General features: G+C 59.0%; 16 protein-coding genes, 1 tRNA gene and 1 rRNA gene (1 of these 18 only partly in view). 11 read left to right on the top strand and 7 right to left on the bottom strand.

The genetic code is table 11. The features are described from left to right. Positions 1–28: 28 nt before the first annotated feature. Complete coding sequence (gene yghU / locus Q1A07_RS07985) at positions 29–901, bottom strand: glutathione-dependent disulfide-bond oxidoreductase (RefSeq protein ID WP_299779564.1); 873 nt, start codon at positions 899–901, stop codon at positions 29–31. Between the two features lie 381 nt (positions 902–1,282). Here yghU and Q1A07_RS07980 point away from each other — a divergent pair, with 381 nt between their 5' ends. After that, on the top strand, positions 1,283–2,203 hold the full coding sequence (locus tag Q1A07_RS07980; protein WP_299779562.1) for a 3-keto-5-aminohexanoate cleavage protein: 921 nt from the start codon (positions 1,283–1,285) through the stop codon (positions 2,201–2,203). A gap of 276 nt (positions 2,204–2,479) precedes the next feature. Beyond that, entirely contained in the window at positions 2,480–4,438 is a 1,959-nt protein-coding gene (locus Q1A07_RS07975) for a glycosyltransferase family 61 protein (RefSeq protein ID WP_299779560.1), read from the top strand. On the opposite strand, the gene Q1A07_RS07970 is transcribed toward Q1A07_RS07975, so the two are convergent. Together Q1A07_RS07970 and Q1A07_RS07965 are read right to left on the bottom strand one after the other, a co-directional pair. Next, positions 4,435–6,174, bottom strand: coding sequence for a glycosyltransferase family 2 protein (locus Q1A07_RS07970; protein WP_299779558.1), 1,740 nt, complete (start codon positions 6,172–6,174; stop codon positions 4,435–4,437). The genes Q1A07_RS07975 and Q1A07_RS07970 overlap by 4 nt on opposite strands. A gap of 69 nt (positions 6,175–6,243) precedes the next feature. Continuing rightward, positions 6,244–7,059 (bottom strand): hypothetical protein, encoded by an 816-nt coding sequence (locus Q1A07_RS07965; protein ID WP_299779556.1) that lies wholly within the window; start codon positions 7,057–7,059, stop codon positions 6,244–6,246. A 291-nt stretch (positions 7,060–7,350) separates the two neighbouring features. Between Q1A07_RS07965 and Q1A07_RS07960 the strand changes: the two genes are divergently transcribed. Beyond that, positions 7,351–8,028 (top strand): FkbM family methyltransferase, encoded by a 678-nt coding sequence (locus tag Q1A07_RS07960; RefSeq protein ID WP_299779554.1) that lies wholly within the window; start codon positions 7,351–7,353, stop codon positions 8,026–8,028. A 142-nt stretch (positions 8,029–8,170) separates the two neighbouring features. Next, positions 8,171–8,863: an FkbM family methyltransferase gene (locus Q1A07_RS07955; RefSeq protein WP_299779552.1), complete on the top strand. Its 693-nt coding sequence runs from the start codon at positions 8,171–8,173 to the stop codon at positions 8,861–8,863. A gap of 105 nt (positions 8,864–8,968) precedes the next feature. On the opposite strand, the gene ykgO is transcribed toward Q1A07_RS07955, so the two are convergent. After that, positions 8,969–9,094 carry a type B 50S ribosomal protein L36 gene (ykgO, locus tag Q1A07_RS07950; protein WP_039685556.1) on the bottom strand — a complete coding sequence of 42 codons (126 nt, stop codon included), beginning with the start codon at positions 9,092–9,094 and terminating at the stop codon, positions 8,969–8,971. A gap of 88 nt (positions 9,095–9,182) precedes the next feature. Continuing rightward, positions 9,183–9,257 (bottom strand) — tRNA-Val (locus tag Q1A07_RS07945). A gap of 150 nt (positions 9,258–9,407) precedes the next feature. On the opposite strand from Q1A07_RS07945, the gene Q1A07_RS07940 reads away from it, so the two are divergent. Beyond that, positions 9,408–10,268: an N-formylglutamate amidohydrolase gene (locus Q1A07_RS07940; protein ID WP_299779545.1), complete on the top strand. Its 861-nt coding sequence runs from the start codon at positions 9,408–9,410 to the stop codon at positions 10,266–10,268. A 3-nt stretch (positions 10,269–10,271) separates the two neighbouring features. Here Q1A07_RS07940 and Q1A07_RS07935 read toward each other — a convergent pair whose 3' ends face one another. Beyond that, positions 10,272–11,525 carry a DNA polymerase IV gene (locus Q1A07_RS07935; RefSeq protein WP_299779543.1) on the bottom strand — a complete coding sequence of 418 codons (1,254 nt, stop codon included), beginning with the start codon at positions 11,523–11,525 and terminating at the stop codon, positions 10,272–10,274. A 28-nt stretch (positions 11,526–11,553) separates the two neighbouring features. On the opposite strand from Q1A07_RS07935, the gene Q1A07_RS07930 reads away from it, so the two are divergent. After that, positions 11,554–11,889 (top strand): NUDIX domain-containing protein, encoded by a 336-nt coding sequence (locus tag Q1A07_RS07930; protein WP_366944047.1) that lies wholly within the window; start codon positions 11,554–11,556, stop codon positions 11,887–11,889. 351 nt (positions 11,890–12,240) lie between these two features. Here the strand turns inward: Q1A07_RS07930 and pyrF are convergent, their stop codons facing one another. Next, on the bottom strand, positions 12,241–12,957 hold the full coding sequence (gene pyrF, locus Q1A07_RS07925; RefSeq protein ID WP_299779541.1) for an orotidine-5'-phosphate decarboxylase: 717 nt from the start codon (positions 12,955–12,957) through the stop codon (positions 12,241–12,243). Between the two features lie 555 nt (positions 12,958–13,512). On the opposite strand from pyrF, the gene clpB reads away from it, so the two are divergent. The 5 genes from clpB to Q1A07_RS07900 form a co-directional block, all read left to right on the top strand. After that, the gene (gene clpB / locus Q1A07_RS07920) at positions 13,513–16,131 is read left to right on the top strand and encodes an ATP-dependent chaperone ClpB (RefSeq protein WP_299779539.1); all 2,619 of its coding nucleotides are present in this window, start codon (positions 13,513–13,515) and stop codon (positions 16,129–16,131) included. A gap of 53 nt (positions 16,132–16,184) precedes the next feature. Next, positions 16,185–16,847, top strand: coding sequence for an HAD family phosphatase (locus Q1A07_RS07915; protein ID WP_299779537.1), 663 nt, complete (start codon positions 16,185–16,187; stop codon positions 16,845–16,847). A gap of 99 nt (positions 16,848–16,946) precedes the next feature. Beyond that, on the top strand, positions 16,947–17,852 hold the full coding sequence (gene msrP, locus Q1A07_RS07910; protein ID WP_299779535.1) for a protein-methionine-sulfoxide reductase catalytic subunit MsrP: 906 nt from the start codon (positions 16,947–16,949) through the stop codon (positions 17,850–17,852). A 23-nt stretch (positions 17,853–17,875) separates the two neighbouring features. Further along, a complete protein-coding gene (gene msrQ, locus Q1A07_RS07905) occupies positions 17,876–18,481 on the top strand; it encodes a protein-methionine-sulfoxide reductase heme-binding subunit MsrQ (RefSeq protein WP_299779534.1) in 606 nt (201 codons plus the stop codon). A gap of 810 nt (positions 18,482–19,291) precedes the next feature. Next, positions 19,292–19,412, top strand: a 16S ribosomal RNA gene (locus Q1A07_RS07900) (it continues 1,339 nt past the right edge of the window).

The following is a 19,412-nucleotide window of genomic DNA, read 5'->3' as shown; positions in this document are numbered from 1 at the left end:
GGCTTGCGCCACCACCCCGCGCGCTGATTCACGCATCCTCGCCGATTTTATCCTGCGTTCTGGTCTCGAAATCGCTTGCGTCATGGCGCTCGTGCAACTGGCCTTCCAGCGGCCCGCTGGTTCGGTTCACCATGACACCGCGCTGCACCGGCTTGCGTGCGGCAATCTGCTTTTCCCAACGGATCACGTTGTGGTACTCATGCACGCTAAGAAATTCACCCGCATCATAGCTCTCGCCGCGCACGGTGCGCCCGTACCAGGGCCAAGTGACCATATCGGCAATCGTGTAGGCCTCGCCCGCCAGATACTCATGATCCGCCAGATGCCGGTCGAGCACGTCAAGCTGGCGTTTGGCTTCCATGGCAAATCGATTGATCGGATACTCCTGCTTGGTCGGCGCATAGGCATAGAAATGGCCAAAGCCGCCGCCAAAATAGGGCGCGGAACCCTGCAGCCAGAACAGCCAGTTCAGGCATTCGGTGCGCGCCTTCAAATCAGTAGGCAGAAAGGCGTTGTTGAATTTCTCGGCCAGATACATGAGGATTGCCGCGCTCTCGAAGACCCGCAACCCGGTTGTTGTGTCGAACATCGCCGGGATCTTGGAGTTCGGGTTGATCTCCACAAACCCGCTGCTGAACTGGTCGCCTTCGCCAATCCGGATCAGCCAGGCGTCATACTCGGCCTCCTTGATGCCAAGCGCCAAAAGCTCTTCGAGCATGATGGTGACCTTTTGCCCGTTTGGCGTGGCCAGGGAGTAGAGCTGTAGCGGGTGTTTGCCCACCGGCAGCGCCTTGTCATGTGTCGCCCCGGCGATGGGGCGGTTGATGCTGGCAAAGGTGCCGCCGCTTTCCTGCTCCCATGTCCAAACCTTTGGGGGGGTGTAGGTTTCCGTGTCGCTCATGGGAGATGCCTCTTGATCAAAGTTATGTCGGACTGACGTATGGCGGATAATATCCAGCGCAAGGGCAGACGCCAGAGTAAGCGGTCACATATCGTTGTCCCGTCTCTTCGGGTGCTGGAGTCGGGCGGCAGAGCGACGTGTAAAGCCACTCATCGCGAACGCGGTGTTTTCCGGCCCTCGGATAAGGAGTTGTCGGACCCGGAAGAAACGGCAATCGGACTGCGAAACGTGCCATCCGCCCTCGTCGGGCTTGACCGGGATGCCCAAGGGTGCACTCTCGGACCACCGTCGGCGGGTGGCCATACGGACCATCACTTCGCCGATCTTGCATGCCCCCATCCAAAGAGGACGACGGGGCGCGTCCCCAGTCAGGAGAGCACCGTGGCCCAAAGACGCTCCGTTATCATCACCTGCGCCATCACCGGCGCGATCCATACCCCTTCCATGTCGCCGCACTTGCCCGCAACGTCCGAGGCGATTGTCGCCTCCGCCGTAGAGGCCGCCGAAGCCGGAGCGGCAATCCTGCATCTGCACGCGCGAGATGACGCCACCGGCAAGCCGGATCAGAGTGTCGCGGGTTTTGGTCGCATCGTGCCGCATATCGCCGCGCAAACGGATGCGGTGCTCAATCTCACAACCGGTGGCAGCCCGTACATGACGGTGGAGGAACGCGTGCAACCTGCGGCTCACTTCGCGCCGCAGCTGGCCTCCCTCAACATGGGGTCGATGAACATGGGGCTCTTCCCGATGCTCAAGCGCCATCCGCAAATGCCTGGGTGGGAAAATGATCATCTGGAAGGGTCGCGCGATCTGGTGTTTCGCAACAGCTACAAGGACATCGCCTACGTGCTGGAAACATGTCGCGCAGGAGGGACGCGTTTCGAGTTTGAATGCTATGATACCGCTCATCTCTACAATCTTGCGTATTTTGCGGACCAGGGCGCGGTGGAGCCCCCGTTCTTCGTGCAAACTGTGTTTGGCCTGCTGGGCGGGATTGGCGCCCATGTCGATGACATCTCTCACATGCGGCGCACCGCCGTGCGGCTTTTCGGCGACGATTTGGTTTGGTCCGCGCTGGGGGCCGGTGCGCATCAGATGCGCGTGGCGGCCACCGTCGCCGCAGCAGGGGGCCATGTGCGTGTGGGATTGGAGGATTCACTCTGGTCCGGCCCAGGAGAGCTCGCCACCTCCAATGCGGAGCAGGTACGGGCCGCAATTCGGTTGATCGAAGGGCTCGGGTGCCGTCCGGCGACCCCGAACGAGGCGCGGGAGATCCTCAAGCTGCGTGCCCCGGCGCATTGAACCAGACAAGCCCGCGTTAAACGTACGGCCCTTTGCACGCTGGATGCGTCGTCAGCCCAACGGAGGCAAATCACGCTTTTTACCTTGATCACGGTGTGAGAACCGCACAGAGTTGCCGGTATTCCAAGGCGCTTTCCCGTCGTTACAGACAGCGAATGCCACAGACTGGGACGCAGTATGTCAGAGCCCGATACGGCCTCTTCTTCAAGGCGCATTTTTGAGCCGCCGCCGGTCGCCGTGTCTGCTCGGGAAGCCGTTGGACAGAACGCGTTCATATTGAAATCCGATCTCGTGGACGCCTGCTTTTTCCGGCGCTCTCCCGTTCTATTTGTCTCCTTCGACAATCTTGCATCGGTTGGTGAATATGACCCGCCGCAGCCGTGGATGCACGCGCGCCTGGCAAAGATGGGTTTTTCGGTTCTGGGTCTGATCGCCCGGCGGAAAGACTGGTATCGCAATGCGGATACACCGGCTTTGCTGACCAATCTGCGCGATGCCGGGCTGTTCGAAGGTTTTGAGCGGATCATTTTCACGGGAACATCAATGGGTGCTTATGCAGCCTTGACCTATTCACGGCTTTTGCCGGGGTCACAGGTGCTGGCTTTCAGTCCACAAACGACGCTGAACCGTGAGATCGCGCCTTTCGAACGCCGCTTCAAATATGGGTTGCGGAAGTGGGAGTGGGATGACCCGGCTTTCCTCGATGCGGCAGAGGCGACGCCGGATGCGGGGCGGGTCTGGCTCTTTTATGACCCGATGGTGCCAGAAGATCGTGCGCATGCCATGCGCATTGCCGGTCCGCATGTGCATCACATGAAATGCCGACACTTCGGGCACCGGTTGATCCGACAGGTCAAGGCCTGCGGTGTTCTGGAAGATCTTATATCAGATATCGGCACGGGTACTTTTGACGCCCTTGCCTTCCACAAAAAGCGCCGAGCGCGACGAAAAGTGCGACCCTGGTGTCGCGCGCTGCTCGGCGATCTCATCGAAGCGGGCCACCCGAAACTGGCCCGGCAGGCGATCCAACACTTGTTGAAGACCGACCCAAAGGCCGGTTATCTCCAAAAGGCGCAGGCACGGCTTGAGAAAGCTTTGCGCCCAACGATGATCGCCGAGGACATCATCGTGACGGATGGCGACCCGCAACCGCCTTTCACCGGGGCCATCGTAAGAGCGCAGCACGCCATTGTCGTGCCGGAACGCGAACATGACAGCAAACTGGCGTCCGGTGTGCTGCTGGCAGATGGTCAATACTGCGAGATGTCCCGCACATGGATTCGCGCAACGAAATCCACGCCAGCCCCGGTTCTGTCGCCGCAAGAGCCCATCGAAGAGCTCAGTGGCCGCCATCTTTTTGCCGGTCATTTCAGAGGCCATTTCGGTCACTTCCTTGTCGAGACGACCGCGCGTCTTTGGGCCTTGCAGAAACTCCAAGGCCAGGTGGATGGTATTCTGTTCCTGCCGTATCGCGGGGCCGTGAGGCGGGCCAGACGTGGGATAAAAACTTTCAAGGGGTTCTTTGACCAGCTGGGGATATCCCTACCGATCCAGACATTTGATACCGCAATGAGGGTCGAGGAACTCTATGTGCCCGAGCTCGGGTTTGGCTGGAAGGAAAGATACGCAGGCTCTCCGCTCTACCGACAATTCATGCGTGAGCGGCTCGGGAGGGACATTGCCTCCGAAGGCAGCGAAAAGCTCTACATCAGCCGCGCGCGGCTGTCGTCTCAGCGGGGCGGCATTTTGGGCGAGCAGGTGATCGAAGAAAACCTTGCCCGGCAGGGGTATGAGATTTTCCATCCCGAGAAACATCCGCTTGAAGTGCAGATTGCGCGGTACAAGGCTGCCAAACGCATCGTTGCTCTGGATGGGTCCGCGCTGCACTTCGCTGCATTCTTCATGCAGGAGAAAGGCGATGTCTGCATCATCCTGCGTCGCTCAAAGACCAATGTGGCAGACTACATTTTGCAGTATCAGTCGTTCTGTAGCACGACGCCCGACGTGGTTGATGTTATCGTGAAGAATTGGGTTTCCGGCGGGGCTCGACGAACGGATTTCCGCTCGGTTGGGGAGCTGGATTTCGCGGCACTTTTTACGCAACTCAAGGGGCTTGGCTACGTGGACAAGGGGTTCAAACCGGAGTTCGCTTCGGCCTCCGAGACAGGCGCGTTGATCTCGGAGTTTTCGGAGCGTCGCGGCGAAGACTTCGTTGAGGTCGACGTGAACGTCTAGCGCATTGCCCGATCAAGCACGATTGCACCGGATTTATGCGGTTCCGCCGGGGTCGCAAAGCCAAGAGGGCCGAGAGCACCGGGGAAACCATCTGTCTCCAGCCGCGCAGACACGACGATGCGACGGACAGCCGGTGTGATTGAGGTCGCAAAGATTTCCGGCGTCAGGCGCGGGTCGTCCACGAACAATACCGTTGGCGCGAAGTCCGACACCATCGCTTTCAACCCGCTGGATGTCTTGCCTGCTTCGTCGCTTGCAAAAAAAAGTGGACCATCGACAATCTTCAATCGGTTGCTGGCAATGTCGTGGCTTGCTGCGATCTCTCGTCCGATAGCGGACAATCCCTTACGTTCTTCATGCGCCAGCAGGACGCTATCGGGACGCGTGAGGCACGCGAGGATTGGCAGGAAGCTGACACCTGCGCCGAGCATCAGGATGCGCCGGTGACCGTCGAGCAGAAACGGGAGGTGCCGGGCATGGCGTCGGTCAAATTTCCCGGCGCTGATCTCTGCCAGCGCCTCGGATTTGAAAACGCGCGGGTCGGCAGGCAGTTGCACACCGTGGTTCGCCACGCTTTCAAAGGTGATATCGCTGCTGCGATCAATTGAGCCGGACAGGTATGGATCTGCCGCATGCGCCGTTAAGATGGCTCCAGGTGTTGGGGTGTTTCGGCGTTCCGACTTTGGGCGCGCTGCGGACTTCTTCTCTACTTCGCTCATCAATGCCGCGATCTTTGCCGGATCGCGCGCCTTGGGCGGTTTTGCATTTACTTTCGACAAGGGGGTTTTTGAGGCCTCCAAGAGCTCCGCCTTGAGCGCGGCATAGGCATCCGTCTGTTTGAATTCGGCCAGACGGGCATCGACCCTGTCCAAGGCTTCATTGTGCAACCGACCAAGGACCGGGTCCTTGAGAAGTTCGGAGACGATCCGGGCGCGGTCCTCTGCGTATCGCAGGATGCTTGTGTCGCGTACCTCGTTGCGGTCTTGAAGGGCCCAGTATTCGCCGTTGTATTTGTCTTTCTTGAGATTCACATTTCCACGAAACTTGCGGATTGCGTATGAATCGATGGATTTGACCGCGTAGTGGTTCATTTGGGCCCAGTCGTATCCAAGCGTGCGCCGGATTGATCGCCAACCCCGGAACTTGAAATAATCTTCCATCGGCAGACCCGACCCGTTTAACCACTGAACCGTGTCCGGGAAGCCGGTATTCAGATGTTTGGCTTTTATCTTGGGCCGGTGGATGCCGAGTTTCCAGTAATCGGCGTCATGCTTGAAGAGCGTTTTCACGCCCCATCCCTTGTTCCAGAGTGGGGGAGCCGCGTATTGATATTGTTCTGTGACTGGCGCGCGGCTCCAGTCTGTCACGCCGCCAGAGCCAAATATCCGCCAGGTGATCACGATGCCATTGGCTTTTCCGGCAGCGCTCAGCAGGCTGTCGAGCTTGCCGTCCCCATAGTTGATGCACAGAAATTCATCCGCATCGAACAGCAGAACCCAATCGCTTTCCTGCACCAGAGGTTCGACCTGCGCATGTTTGATTGCGGAAGGTTGCGGCTTTATCCCCTTGGGGATGACATTTCTGCGGTGATGTCCAAGACCCAGCTCTTCCAGCCGGATCAGCATGTCATCCGTGCCGTCCGTGCAATCGTTGGTGTAGACAAGGATATCGGTAAAGCCGACGGCCAGATGATGTGCAAACCACTCGATCAGGTAGGGCGCTTCGTCCTTCATCATCGACACGGCCAGGGTGCGGCCATGCGGGCTGACATGTTTTTTCAGATTGATCTCGGCGTTCCCGATCGATCAGTCCTCCAGCGCAAGCGCCGGGTCTATGCCAACCTTTTCGCACATGCGGGCCGCATAGGAGCCTTGTTCCGGCACGTGCTTGCGCCACCAGCGACGGGTGCCGTTGGTGTAAAGGTGAACCGACAGCGTTTCGTCCGTAAAATGCCCCTCGACCCGGCCAAAGGGGTCATAGAAAACATCATTCAGCTGAAAGGGTACCGGGTAGAGCGCTTCGCGCGGGCGGGCCTGATCAAAGATGCCCGTGACCTTTGCGAAATGCGTGAAAGCCTGCGGTCCAAAGGCGGTACGTTCTGTCGCATATATCCTGGCGGCGTGAGACAGATTGTTGTTTTGCTCATCCATCTTCTTGCGCTGCCGCTTGCCCCACCAGGGCGGATAATCCGGTAGATTATCATAATAGTCCAACAGCTGATCCATGACATCGCACTGTTGCGGCAGGCCGATCACGCCGCAATTCAGGGCACCGCGATAGCTGTGCTCGCCAAAGATATAGGCGTCTTCCTCCGGAAATGGACGATGGCAGAAGGCATCGCAATCAATCCAGATCGCGCCGGTTTTACGGATCATCTTGTAGCGAAAAACATTCGACAAAAACGAGGCGCTTGTCTTGGCCACAAGGCTCATGTCGATATCGAAAATCTCGGAGGCCGGGCGGATTTCCACGCCGTCGGGCGCATTGTGGACCTCGTCGGTGCAATAAAGTATGGTGGGGTGCCCCGCGACCACATGAGATTTCAGACAAAGTTGATTGAGGTAATGAAGGCGTGAGCCAATCCAGAGCGATGCCACTGGTCTGCGGTTCAGTTCGGGCATGAGGATTGTCTGATCACCAAGTTGTTTCGTTGCCTGAATCGTTACACCAACTCCGGTATGTCAGAAACAGGTAATTTGATGGGCGAGGAATACGCCGCCACAGCTTCGTCTGCCAACGGCTTCATCACGATCTCAGAGTGAGTCCCGGCGGCTACGGTCGCAACTCAAAATGCCGGAACGCCAAGCTAAGTTTTGACCAAAGCAGGCCAATGCTCTAGGCGATCTGGGCAGAGATAAAAACATCCCCTGACGGTCGATGCCTCGAACGCGGGCAACATGGAGAGCAGACCCATGCCAGACTTGAGCGCGGATGAAGAACTGGCGAAACTGAAGCGGCGTCAGCAGCGCAACATGCGCCATGCCCATGCGAAGGGTTTGATGCAGGGTATCCTTTCGATGTTGAAGCCCGGCGAAATCGTTCTGGACTGCGGCGCAAACATTGGTGACGTCACCGGACCGCTGGCCGCAACCGGGGCCGCCGTGCATGCCTATGAACCGGACCCTTATGCGTTTGGCAGATTGCTTGGTGCATTTAAGGACACGCCCAACGTAAACCTGCACAACGCCGCCGTAGGGGTTTCGTCAGGAACGATAAAGCTCATGCGGGCGGAAAACTTCGAGGCAAATCCAAAAGGGGCATCGGTGAAAAGTACGGTCATGGTCGGTGGCAGGCGGATTGACGAGCACCCGGACAACACCATTGATGTGAATCTTGTCGATCTGCCCGCCTTGGCACGTGATCTCATTGACGAACATGGTGAGATCGCATTTTTGAAAATGGACATTGAGGGCGCGGAGCTTGAAGTTCTTGAAACCATGTTGGAGCAGCGTCTTTTCGACAATATTCGCCTGACGGTGGCAGAAACTCATGAAAAGAAGTTTCGTGACCTCGCCCCCCGTTTCAAAGCTCTGCGCACAAAAGTAGCAGAGAGGTACCCGCCAACACAGGTCAACTTGGATTGGATTTAGATGGTTTGGAGGGGGCTGCCGGTTTCGGGGTTCAGTGTCCAGGGGCCTGACCTCTGATGGCGCATTGCCTTTCCGCGTGACCGGAGGGCAGATTTTTGAAAGAGTGCCCCAATCGGCAGTCGTCAGATAGCAGGTCAATGAATTGGCAGATGTAACCCCCACCATTGTTGCCCGGTGCCATGGGATCGAAGTGCCCGATGCGCCGCACTTTGGGCCAGGCATGATCAAATCGATGCAAGACGGTCGCTATGAGCGAAACGAGGTGCGCGCCGGATTGGCGGCCATCGAACCGGGCGCGCGCATTCTCGAGTTGGGGGCAGGCTCCGGCATCGTCGGGGCGGTCATCGCGCAAAACTGCAAACCGGACAAGATGCTGTCCGTGGAGGCGAACCCCGAGCTGATCGAGCACATCACCCGCCTGTATGCGCATAATCAGTTGTCAGATGTCATCGAGGTCCGCCATGGCGTGGTGCTCACAGAGCCAGATCCGCCCTCGGTGATTGATTTTTTCCTGCGCGGGAATTTCCTGGGGTCGGCTCTGAACGTGATAAAGAAACCGGAAAAAGCCCGTAAAGTTCAGGTGCCGGTCATGGCCTATGAGACCCTCAAGGCTGAGTTCCCCCATGATGTGATTGTCATGGATATTGAGGGGGCAGAACGCGCGTTTTTTGAACATGCGGATCTTGACGGGGTTCACATGGTGATTTTGGAGGTGCATCGCCAGATTTACGGGCGTGAAGGCATGCAGGACCTTCGCAGGTCATTTGATCGGAACGGCCTGGTTCTGGATGAGGAGCATTCTTTGCCTGGCGTGCGGGTCTACGCGCGGTCTTGAGAAGCGCGTCAATTCGTTAGAATGAAAGTATTTCGTTTCCCGTCTCTTCCACATGAAAAAAGCCGCCCCTGAAGGAGCGGCTTTTTTAACGTCATCGTCGTTCGATCAGCCCTGACGGGCTTTGAACCGACGCTGGGTTTTGTTGATCACGTAGACGCGGCCTTTGCGACGCACAATGCGGCAGTCGCGGTGCCGGTTCTTGAGCGAGCGGAGCGAATTGCGAACCTTCATGGTCGTCTCCTCATGTCTTCTTCTCAGTCGGCGCGCTGGCCAGCGCCGGGGTTGCGGGTCGTCCGGCGGGCCGGACGGGTGAAACAGGTGGTGGGCGATACTGGGATCGAACCAGTGACCCCTTCGATGTCAACGAAGTGCTCTACCGCTGAGCTAATCACCCACTTTACCTGCGCGAAACCCTGTGCCCCAAATAAAAATGGGGCGCGAAAAGTCGCGCCGGTAGCGGGGTCTTTAAAAGGAGTCGCGCACAAGATCAAGGGCTTTTGGTTTTTGGTTTTTCTGCGCTATGGTCGGGGTCGGAGGAAGGTGTATGCCAAAGTCAGCGTTTGAAGTCAGTTATCCCCACAGCAACGAATCCTGCGTGGTTTTTGCGTCTCCTCACAGTGGACGGGAATACCCGTGGTCCTTGCTGCGCTCAACCGTTCTGGATGATATGGCGATCCGGACCTCCGAAGATGCATTTGTGGATCAGTTGTTTGACTGCGCACCGCAATTTGGTGCCACCTTTCTCAAGGCTGGTGCGCCGCGTGCTTTCGTTGATCTGAACCGCAGCAGTGACGAGCTTGACCCGGCCCTGATCGAAGGGGTGCGGCGCCAGGGACATAACCCGCGTGTGGCCTCCGGCCTTGGGGTTATCCCGCGTGTGGTTGCCAATGGCCGCGCGATCTATCGCGGCAAAATCAGCCTCGTGGAAGCCAGACGGCGGCTCAATGACTATTGGCACCCCTATCACGACATGCTGCAGGGTCTGCTGGATGATGCGGTGAACCATCATGGGCAAGCGGTTTTGATCGATTGCCACTCCATGCCACATGAGGCGGTGCAGGGCATTGCCCGCTCGGGTGCGAAGCGGCCCGAGATTGTGCTGGGGGATCGTTTTGGTGCCGCAGCGGCAGGGGATGTCGTGGACCGCGTCGAGGCGGCATTTGCCTCCGCCGGGTTTGTCGTCACCCGCAACGCACCTTTCGCCGGGGCTTACGTGACGCAGGCCTATGGACGTCCAACACGGGGCCAGCATGCCGTACAGGTGGAGATTGATCGTGCCATCTATATGGACGAATCCCTGATCCGCCCGTCCGCGCATTTCGCCGATGTTCAGCGTACATTGCGTGGCGTGATCGCGGAAATTGCGCAGATCGGTCAGGAACGGATGCCGTTGGCCGCCGAATAGGCGCTATCGCAGCGCCCGGCCTTTCAGAATCGCGTCTGGACCAAAGCGGGCGCGGATCGCGTCCGTGGCGCGCTCGGCGTCGCCGCGGCGCTTTGCTTGCGGATCAAGCAGATCGCTTGATCTGTCCGCATCCTCCGCTCCGATCAGATCGGAAATGCCGCAGCCCAGCAACCGGTAGGGGCCCTGATCACCAACCTGGTCAAAAAGCCCGCGCGCGGTGCGATAGACCGTATCAGCCATCTGCGTCGCGTCCCGCAAGCTCAGCCGCCGGGAGATCAGCGAATGGTCCGCCCGTTTCAGTTTAAGTGTTACGACACGGCCCGCGAGCCCTTTGGCCTTGGCGCGATCGGCCACTTTTTCGGCCATCCGCCAGAGATGGCCGTCCAAGAGCTCAGGGTCGGAGGTGTCCTCGTGAAACGTGGTCTCGTTGGAGATCGATTTCATCGGCGCATGCGCGGACACCCGGCGGCGGTCCTGACCCCGTGCCAGGTGCCACAGGCGGTCCCCCATCGATCCGAACCGCGCAATCAGTTCGGTGCGGTCCCAGCGCAGCAGATCCGAAAAGGTGCGGATACCGGCCTTGTCGAGCGAGGCTTGCGCGGCGGCCCCAACGCCCCAGATCAGACGCACCGGTTTGTCACGCAGAAAATCATCCGTCTCCGCCTTGCCGATGATCGAAAACCCGTGCGGTTTATCGAGATCGGAGGCGACCTTGGCGAGGAACTTGTTGTGGCTGAGACCGATGGAGCCGGTCAGGCCCAGCTCGTCACGCATGCGCCTGATCAACCGCGCCAGCATCACTGCGGGCGGGTGACCATGCAGCCGCGCGGTGCCGGAGAGATCCATGAAGGCCTCGTCCAGCGACAGGGGTTCGATGTCGGGCGTCAGCTCTTCCATCATCTTGCGAATGGCGCGGGAGGCATCAACATAGGCCTCCATACGCGGTTTGATGATCACCGCGTCGGGGCAGAGTTTCAGCGCCTGGAACATCGGCATCGCCGAGCGGACGCCCCGAATGCGCGCCACATAGCAGGCGGTGGAAACGACACCGCGCCGCCCGCCGCCGATAATGACCGGTTTGCTCATCAGGCTGGGGTCATCACGCTTTTCCACCGAGGCATAGAAGGCATCGCAGTCCATATGGGCGATAGAGAGCGTGTAAAGCTCCTCATGGACAACCACACGCGGGCTGCCGCAGGCGGGGCAGCGGCGGCTATCGTCAAATTCGGTCAGGCAATCGCGGCAAAGGGCGGGCATAATCCGGTGGTTCGGTTAAGGTGCGTGCATGTCCCGATCTTATGCCACCGCAGATGAAATGAACATGCCGTTCACCGGGGCCAAGCTGGCCCTGCTGATGGGGGAACAGGTCATCGTGATCCTGCGCGATGACATTCCGACGATTCCCTTTCCGGGCTATTGGGATCTGCCGGGTGGTGGGCGCGAGGCGGACGAGCCGCCGCTGGCCTGCGTGATGCGCGAGACCTTTGAGGAGCTGGGTCTGACGATCCGGCCAGATGTGATTTCATGGGGGCGGTGCTTCACCTTAAGGGAAGAGGTGAACTGGTTCTTTGTCGCGCGTGTGCCGGAAGAGATCGTGGGGTCCATCCGGTTTGGGGGATGAAGGTCAGCATTGGGAGTTGATGGCTGTCACCGACTTTCTGAACCACCCCAGGGCCGTGCCGGATTTTAAGACACGGTTGGCCATCTACCTGGCAGAAGAACGGGAGCCTTTAAGGAAAAACCCCCCGCTGATCTGAGCGGGGGGAGGTAACGAACCTCAGGAAGACGTGGTTCGTTGGGGAGTATCACCTAACGTCAACTTACCACCTAAAGGCGAATTCGCCTAATGACCAAAAGGTCTTAAAACCCACATCCTGTGGTCTGTTGTCTTACGGCCACAGTGTCTTGCGGTTCATCTGTTGGCTTAGCAAGCGCGTTCAGGTTGTGGACAACCCTGAATTCCGACGTGGGATCAGTGGTTTGGACTGTGGGCCTGCGGGCTGTTCAGCTCCGCCAGAATCGCCTCTGCCGCTGCGCGCGGACTGGCCGATTGCCAGACCGGTCGGCCCACGACGACATGGTCCGCACCCGCGGAAATAGCATTCGCGGGGGTCGCCACACGTTTCTGGTCACCGAGATCCGCGCCTGCGGGACGGACACCGGGGGTGACGATCAGGCGATCCCTGGCTTCGGGCAGGGCCCGGATTCGCGCCGCTTCCTGGGGGGAGGCGATCACACCGTCTGCGCCTGCCTCGAAGGCTGCGGCGGCACGAGCAACAACCAGCTCCGGCACGTCGCCCTGCCGGATCTGACAGGCGTCCAGATCGGATCGATCCAGTGATGTCAGGATGGTGACGGCAAGGATTTTCATCTCAGATCCGCCAGCGCCTTCTTTTGCGGCGGCAACTACATGCGGGTCGCCGTGCACGGTCAGGAAGTCGAGATCGAATTGCGCCAATCCACGGACAGCAGCCTCCACGGTGGCGCCGATGTCGAAAAGCTTCATGTCCAGGAAGATTCGCTTGCCATGTTCCTGCTTGAGCTCATTGGCCAGCGCCAGACCGCCCCCCGTCAACATGCCAAGGCCGATTTTGTAAAAACTGACGGCGTCGCCGAGTTGTGCGGCCAGCTTGTGACCTGCGAGCGCATTGGGCACATCCAGCGCCACGATCAGTCTGTCATCTACCATTTGCCGCTCCTTTTCCCGTCGATGTCTCTTAGGCGGAACAGGTCAGCCTGTCCATCTTATGGCGGGGCAGAAAAAGACCCGGAGGCATCTCCCATGCGCTCCGGGTTTAGGTGGTGAGCCGATCAGGAGCGCGCAGACCCTGCCCGTCGAGCGGGCAAGTTATCGACAAACCGAGGTTTGCTCCTGTGGCAAATTGCGTCCCGGGCCTGATGTGGAACTGTGAGGACCCGGGACGCAATTGGAACTGGCAGAACATGCCGACTGGTTACATACGATGAAGGACTGCGGTACGGGTACGCCTTCACTTAGCACCAAAGATAGGGGATCAGAGAGGGTCAAAAACGGGGAAAGGGCGGCGGCTATTCCCACAAGGGCTGCTCGTTTGATTCACATCAGGGCAACCACTTGCAGGATAAGGTATCGCAAACGCGGAGCGTAGCAGCCTCTTGAAGCGGGCTCGCCTGCGCCCCAAATAAACCTCAAGGTCCTGACCGCTGTCGTGCCGCTATGCCGGGCGCAGCACATCCGGGACGCTTTACATAAAGGAGAATACCCATGGACTTGACCAAGTTCACGGAGCGATCGCGCGGTTTCATTCAGGCGGCACAGACAATCGCGACGCGCGACAGCCATCAGCGGCTGGCGCCTGAACATATCCTCAAGGCACTGATGGACGACGATCAGGGGTTGGCGAGCAACCTGATTGCCGCTGCGGGCGGCAAGCCTGCAGATGTCGTGCAATCGGTTGAGTTGGCCTTGTCCAAGATGCCAAAGGTCAGCGGCGACGCCGCCCAGGTCTATCTCGACAATGCGACGCAGAAGGTGCTGGCCGAGGCCGAGGCCCTGGCCAAGAAGGCAGGCGACAGTTTTGTGCCGGTCGAACGCATCCTGATGGCGCTCTGCATGGTGAAATCGCCTGCAAAGACCGCGCTGGACGCGGGGGGCGTGACGGCGCAGGGGCTGAACACGGCGATCAACGATGTTCGCAAAGGCCGCACCGCAGACACGGCCAACGCCGAAGAGGGGTACGACGCGTTGAAGAAATACGCGATGGACCTGACGGAGCGCGCCGAGGCAGGCAAGATCGACCCGATCATTGGCCGTGACGAAGAGATTCGCCGCGCCATGCAGGTGCTCAGCCGCCGGACCAAGAACAACCCCGTCCTCATTGGTGAGCCTGGTGTTGGTAAAACGGCGATTGCCGAAGGCCTTGCCCTGCGTATCGTGAACGGCGACGTGCCCGAATCCCTGCGCAACAAGAAGCTGCTGGCGCTGGACATGGGCGCGCTGATCGCGGGCGCAAAGTACCGGGGAGAGTTCGAAGAGCGGCTGAAAGCTGTTCTGACCGAGGTCACGGAAGCTGCAGGCGAGATCATCCTCTTTATCGACGAAATGCATACGCTTGTGGGTGCGGGCAAGGCGGATGGCGCGATGGATGCCGCCAATCTGATCAAGCCAGCGCTGGCGCGGGGTGAGTTGCATTGCGTGGGCGCGACCACGCTTGATGAATACCGCAAGTATGTGGAGAAGGACGCGGCCCTTGCCCGGCGGTTCCAGCCGGTCATGGTGTTGGAACCGACGGTGGAAGATACCGTATCTATTTTGCGCGGTATCAAAGAGAAGTACGAGCTGCACCACGGCGTGCGGATTTCGGATTCGGCGCTGGTGGCGGCGGCGACGCTGAGCCATCGCTACATCACGGACCGTTTCCTGCCGGACAAGGCCATCGACCTGGTCGATGAGGCGGCGAGCCGGTTGCGCATGGAGGTGGACAGCAAACCCGAAGAGCTGGACGCGCTGGACCGTCAGATCCTGCAGATGCAGATCGAGGCCGAGGCCTTGCGCCTGGAGGATGACGCGGCAAGCAAGGACCGCCTGGCCACGCTGGAAAAGGACCTCTCCGAACTGCAGGAGAAAAGTGATGCGCTGACCGCCAAATGGCAGGCGGAGCGGGACAAAATGGCAGGCGCGCGGGACATCAAGGAAAAACTGGATCACGCCCGTGCCGAGCTTGAGATCGCCAAGCGTGAAGGTAATCTGGCCAAGGCCGGTGAGCTGTCCTATGGGGTGATCCCGCAGCTGGAAAAACTGCTGGGCGAGGCCGAGGGCCGCGATGAAACCGATGTGCTGGTGGAAGAGGCCGTGCGCCCCGACCAGATCGCCAGTGTTGTCGAACGCTGGACCGGTATTCCGGCGGGCAAGATGCTGGAAGGCGAACGCGACAAACTGCTGCGCATGGAAGATCAGTTGCACACGCGCGTGATCGGTCAGGAAACCGCCGTGCGTTCGGTTGCCAATGCGGTACGGCGCGCGCGCGCCGGTCTGAACGACGAGAACCGGCCGCTGGGCTCGTTCCTCTTCCTTGGGCCGACCGGTGTGGGCAAGACCGAGCTGACCAAGGCCGTGGCCGAGTTCCTCTTTGACGATGACAGCGCGATGGTGCGCATCGACATGTCGGAGTTCATGGAGAAACACAGTGTGGCGCGTCTGATTGGAGCGCCTCCCGGCTATGTCGGCTATGATGAGGGTGGTGTGCTGACGGAGGCCGTGCGGCGCAGGCCGTATCAGGTTGTGCTCTTCGATGAGGTCGAGAAGGCGCACCCGGATGTCTTCAACGTGCTGTTGCAGGTACTGGATGACGGGATGCTGACCGATGGTCAGGGCCGCACCGTGGATTTCAAACAGACGCTGATCATTCTGACGTCGAACCTCGGCGCGCAAAGTCTCAGCCGCTTGCCGGATGGGGCGGATGCCTCGGATGCCAAACGCGACGTGATGGATGCGGTGCGGGCGCATTTCCGGCCGGAGTTCCTCAACCGTCTCGACGAAACCATCATCTTTGATCGTCTGGGCCGTGAGGATATGGACGGCATCGTCGATATCCAGATGGCGCGGCTGCTCAAACGGCTGGCGACGCGGAAGATCACCCTTGATCTGGATGACGGCGCGCGGACATGGCTGGCGGACGAAGGCTATGATCCGGTGTTCGGCGCGCGACCACTCAAACGCGTGATCCAGCGGGCGCTGCAGGACCCCCTGGCAGAGATGCTGCTGGCCGGTGACGTGAAGGACGGTGAAACCGTGACCGTCAGTGCCGGCAGCGACGGGTTGATCATCGGCGACCGGATTGCCGCGTCGAACCGCCCGAAACCGGATGATGCCGTCGTGCATTGACGGCGCGATCAAAATGACTGCACAAAGGCCGGGACCTAACCCCGGCCTTTTTCATGAATTTCCCCCCCGATTTGGTACTCTTCGACTGCGACGGTGTTCTGGTGGACAGCGAGCCGCTGTCGAATGTCGTTATTCAGGACAACCTGGCGCGTCACGGGCTGAACATTTCCATCGATCAGGTTGAAGACTATTTTGTCGGCGGCACCTTGGCAGGGGTGATGACAACGGCGCGCGAGATGGGGGCAAGGCTGCCGGATGACTGGCTCGACAGTATGTATAGTGAGATTTTCGATGTGCTGGCGGCAGAGGTCGAGCCCGTGCCCGGGATTGTCGGCGTTCTGGACGCGCTGGATGCTGCCGGGATCGGATATGCCGTTGGCTCCAATGGGCCGCACCGCAAGATGGAGATCACCCTGACCCGCACAGGTCTGTGGACACGTCTGCTGGGATGCATCTATTCGCGCGAGGATGTGACCCATCCCAAGCCTGCGCCCGACGTTTATCTCAAAGCCGCAGCGGACGCGGGTGTGCCGCCGGAGAGATGCGTGGTGATCGAAGACAGCCCCAGCGGTGCCCGCGCGGGCAAAGCGGCCGGAATGGCCTGCCTTGGCTATGTGGCAGGGACCGATCCGGAACGTCTGGCACCGATCTGCGACGCTCTTTTCAGGAGCATGGATGACCTGCCGGGCCTGCTGAACCTGCGCACGCTGGCGTGAATAGTTACAGACTGCTGTCTCATTCGTGACTCGAATTGGTTTGGTCCTGCACGTACTACTCTCTACATGAGCTGAAACGCGATTGCTTTGGAGTAGATGATGGCACATCGGTGGACCAACACGCTGACGCATAAAGATGTGACGCCGCGGGCGCATTTCATGAACCGTCGCCAATTGATGGCGGGTGCCGCGGCGGGCGTGGGCCTGGCCGGGGTCGGTGCGGGCGCGCAGGCCGAAGAGACGCTGGAGCCGAACCCTTGGGAAGACATCACGCAATATAACAACTTCTATGAATTCGGCACCGGCAAGAGCGATCCCGCGACGTACGCCGGCGCGTTGACGACCGATCCCTGGACGGTGGCGATCGATGGCCTTGTCGAAAAGCCGGGCGACTACAGCTTCAAGGACATCATGGCCGAGATGACGGTGGAGGAACGCATCTACCGTTTCCGCTGTGTCGAGGCCTGGTCGATGGTCATCCCGTGGAACGGATTTGAACTGGCGGACCTGCTGGCGCTGGCCGGTGTGATGCCCGAAGGCAAATACGTGCGCTTCGAAACGCTCTACCGGCCCGAAGAGATGATCGGTCAGAAGTATCGCACCATCGACTGGCCCTATATCGAAGGTCTGCGCATGGACGAGGCGCTGCATCCGCTCACCATCATGGCGACGGGCATTTACGGCAAAACCATCCCGAACCAGAATGGCGCGCCGATGCGTCTGGTGGTGCCGTGGAAGTATGGATTCAAATCGATCAAGTCGATTGTGCGGATCACGGTGACCGAAGATCAGCCCGTGAACACATGGCAGGCGCTGCAAGCCCGTGAATATGGCTTCTATGCAAATGTGAACCCGACTGTGGATCATCCCCGCTGGAGTCAGGCAACGGAACGCAAGGTGGGCGGTGGCCTGTTTTCGAAACGTGTGCCGACGCTGATGTTCAACGGCTACGAAGATGAAGTGGCCAGCCTTTATGAAGGTATGGACCTGACCGTCAATTATTAAGCCATCTGTGCTAGGTTGATGCCATGACAGTTGTTGACCGTATCAACGCCTTCGCGCGCCGGGTGCCCACATGGGTTCTCTATATACTGTATCTGCTGCCGGTGCCCTGGCTGCTCTATCTCGCGCAGACGGGCGGTCTGGGCCGTGAACCGATCAAGGCGCTGGAGCATGAACTGGGCGAGATTGCGCTGCAGCTGCTGATCATCGGCCTGACCATCACGCCGCTGCGCCGTCACCTCGGGATCAACTTGCTGAAGTTCCGCCGCATGTTCGGCCTTCTTGCCTTTACATATGTGTCCCTGCACCTGTTGGTGTGGCTGGTGCTGGACGTGGGCATCCTGAGCCAGATCTGGGCGGATATTCTCAAGCGTCCATATATCACAATCGGTATGGCAGGCTTTGTGCTGTTGATCCCCCTAGCGCTGACGTCAAACAACTGGTCGGTGCGCAAACTTGGAGCCGGTTGGCGCAAACTGCACCGTCTCTCCTATGTGGCCGTTCTTCTGGGCGGGGTGCACTATATGATGCTGACCAAGACCTGGGCGCTGGAGCCGGTCATCTATATGGCCGTGATTCTGGGCCTGTTGGCGCTGCGGCTGCCTAAGCTGCGCAGCAAACAGGCGGCCTGAGACCATTCAGCATCATTGTTGAGCGGTTTCGAAACCCGTGATGTCCGGATTCGACCGCAAATCACCCCGTAAGACCGATTCATTTTTGACCATTTGGACGAATCCTTTGGCCCGGTGCACCTGAATCGGCCGCGATTCACCTGATTCATGCTCCGAGTCGTGCCTGATTTGTCCGGTGACTCGCGGAGTCTTGGGGATAGCTCTGTGGATAACGCTATATATAGCGGAAGCAGGGTGGGCCTCGGATGCAGCGAAACGAAATAATCCTGCTCAAAACCCGTATTTTGCGAAATTATGAGTAAGCAACCGACTGTTTTCAAAGGAAAAACAAGAAACATGTAAAAAAAATGACGTTTCCTGAAAAAAGGGGTTGCGGGTACCCCGTACTAACCGTAGAACCCCCCTCACCGGCGGCGCAGAGATGCACCAACGGGGCGCCAGACGGGCGGGACACACCGGAAACGGGACGGACCGAAACGAGACGCAAGAAGAAAAATCAGAGGTAACCGAGGTGGGGCGCGCCAAAGAAGTTAGGGCGCACACTGTCACTTTTGTCTCTACGCTCTTTGAAATTGATGAATATCTGAAGAGATATGTGGGCGGTTTGGTTCATTCGATGGATCAACGTCTGTATATCGCGCTCTTAGGCTTCGGCCGATGATGGAGTGTCAGCTTCACTGTTTGGACGGCTTTCCGGTTACTTTGGTAACCTGAAGCACAACAAACAGAGACTGTTCTGCAAGTTACAGTAATGCTTGTAGAACGATGTGCAGAGGTTCGAACGTCAAGGATAAGCTCGTAAGAGCTTTTCAACTTGAGAGTTTGATCCTGGCTCAGAACGAACGCTGGCGGCACGCCTAACACATGCAAGTCGAGCGCACCTTCGGGTGAGCGGCGGACGGGTTAGTAACGCGTGGGAACATACCCTTTT

The sequence above is a fragment of the uncultured Roseobacter sp. genome (assembly GCF_947492555.1).
Classification (GTDB): Bacteria; Pseudomonadota; Alphaproteobacteria; order Rhodobacterales; family Rhodobacteraceae; genus Roseobacter.
The sequence above is the reverse complement of the archived record's forward strand: the minus strand, read 5'-3'. Positions and strand labels throughout refer to the sequence as shown.